This is a genomic window from Vibrio sp. Vb0937 (assembly GCF_033338855.1).
This window is the reverse complement of record NZ_JAWOTK010000084.1, coordinates 1-2,103: the sequence shown is the minus strand read 5'-3', so window position 1 is coordinate 2,103 and position 2,103 is coordinate 1. Positions and strand designations below refer to the sequence as shown.

The following is a 2,103-nucleotide window of genomic DNA, read 5'->3' as shown; positions in this document are numbered from 1 at the left end:
GAAGCGCATGGCACCAAGTGTCATCATGGGTACACCGAGCACCGAATTAGCGCTTGCCGACCAAATCATGACCGAGCATCAAATCCAGTGCTTAACCAAACCGCTATCTCGCCGTAAGCTGCTGCAAAGTTTGATCAATGAACATGTTGAAGCACCTCAAGCTATTGCCGCTCCTGTTGAAACAGAAGAAAGCGAACGACTGCCACTGACAGTGCTCGCGGTGGATGATAACCCTGCAAACCTAAAACTGATTTCAGCACTACTGAAAGAAAGGGTTGAAACCGTAACGGCTTGTAGCAATGGCCAGCAAGCCGTAAATCTCGCTACCGAGAAGAAATACGACCTGATCTTTATGGACATCCAAATGCCATTAATGGATGGCGTGACAGCTTGTCAGAACATCAAAGAGCTTGAGTTAAACAAAGACACACCAGTTATCGCCGTTACCGCGCACGCCATGGCCGGGGAGCGCGATCGTCTGCTCGCCGCAGGTATGGATGATTACCTCACCAAACCAATTGAAGAGCATGTACTGCAACAAGTGTTGGTCCACTGGAATCCGAATACCTGTACAGAAAGCATAGGGAAAGTTGCGCCGTCCTACGTCGATGAACCAGCAAGTGAAGCACCTGCCACAGCTGAAAATACACAACCTGATGTGATTATTGACTGGCAAGCCGCATTGAAACAGAGCGCTAATAAGGAAGACTTAGCCAAAGATATGCTGCGTATGTTGATCGATTTCATTCCAGAAGTAGAAGAAGTTGTCGACCACGCACTTGAGCAAAACGATTATTCGCGTGAAGAGTTAATTCATGTGATCCACAAACTGCATGGCAGTAGCTCTTATTGTGGCGTACCAAGGCTAAAATCTCTCTGTGCTACGCTTGAACACGCACTTCGTTCAGGAGCCAGCATTGAGGAAATTGAACCTGAAATGTTTGAACTGCAAGATGAAATGATTAAGGTCACCACCACCGCAAAACTTTATCTAGAGCAGTAGCATTCTGACTAAACTTCATACAAAAAAGCCAGAGCATTTGCTCTGGCTTTTGTTATTCAAATTAAAGGGTTAGGATTCAAGAATCACGGTCGCAACCGCGTAGTGACGTTCATCAGAAATAGATAAGTGAACGTGATTAACGCCCATCGTCTGCGCCATTTTTTGAGCCACGCCAGACAGCATTAAAACTGGCTTACCCAACTCATCATTCGAGACGGTAAAATCATGGAAAGTTACGCCTTGAGCAATCCCTGTACCTAGCGCTTTCGATGCTGCCTCTTTAGCGGCAAAACGCTTAGCAAGATAACGCCCTTGCTGCTTAAGTTGCGAAAACTTTGCCATTTCATCCTCAGAGAGAATACGTCGAGCAAAAGGTTCACCACTGCGGCCTAGCGCTTTCTCTATACGCTCGATTTCAGCAATATCGGTTCCTAAACCTAAAATAGCCATTCGCAGAACCTAGTTATTTGCGTGCCGCGATCATCAGTGCTTTCATCTCTGCCACTGACTTTTCTAGGCCATCAAACACTGCACGGCCAATGATAGAGTGACCAATGTTCAACTCGTAAATTTCTGGTAGCGCAGCAATTGGTGCCACGTTGTGGTAAGTCAGACCGTGGCCAGCGTTCACAATAATACCAAGGTCATCAGCGTAGCTTGCACCCGCAGCAATCTTCTTCAATTCTGCTTGTTGCTCTTCTTCTGTTTCTGCATCAGCGTAATGACCAGTATGAAGCTCGATAAATGGTGCACCACACTGCTTCGCCGCTTCAATTTGCTGACGATCCGCATCAATAAACAGAGAAACTTTAATGCCCGCTTCCGTTAGCTTTTGCGTTGCCGCTTTTACTTTCTCAAGTTGGCCAACCACATCTAAGCCGCCTTCAGTAGTGAGCTCTTCACGCTTTTCTGGTACGAGACAAACAAACTCTGGCTTAGTTTTTAGTGCGATCTCAACCATTTCCTCAGTGACCGCCATTTCTAGATTCATACGTGTTTGAATCGTCTCACGTAGAATACGCACATCACGATCCAAAATATGGCGACGGTCTTCACGCAGGTGGATGGTAATGCCGTCCGCCCCAGCACGCTCTGCGATT

General features: G+C 46.8%; 3 protein-coding genes. 1 reads left to right on the top strand and 2 read right to left on the bottom strand.

All coding sequences use genetic code 11. The features are described from left to right. On the top strand, nucleotides 1-1,003 hold a 1,003-nt coding region (locus tag R7P67_RS23290), incomplete at its 5' end, for a response regulator (protein ID WP_318086126.1). A 69-nt stretch (nucleotides 1,004-1,072) separates the two neighbouring features. On the opposite strand, the gene acpS is transcribed toward R7P67_RS23290, so the two are convergent. Together acpS and pdxJ are read right to left on the bottom strand one after the other, a co-directional pair. After that, nucleotides 1,073-1,453, bottom strand: coding sequence for a holo-ACP synthase (gene acpS / locus R7P67_RS23285; RefSeq protein WP_005484129.1), 381 nt, complete (start codon nucleotides 1,451-1,453; stop codon nucleotides 1,073-1,075). 13 nt (nucleotides 1,454-1,466) lie between these two features. Beyond that, a partial coding sequence (gene pdxJ, locus R7P67_RS23280; protein WP_318086125.1) for a pyridoxine 5'-phosphate synthase occupies nucleotides 1,467-2,103 on the bottom strand: 637 nt, incomplete at its 5' end.

Bases quoted from the DNA above. Each gene is read 5' to 3' on its own strand.
- acpS (WP_005484129.1), bottom strand. From the start codon at position 1,453: ATGGCTATTTTAGGTTTAGGAACCGATATTGCTGAAATCGAGCGTATA.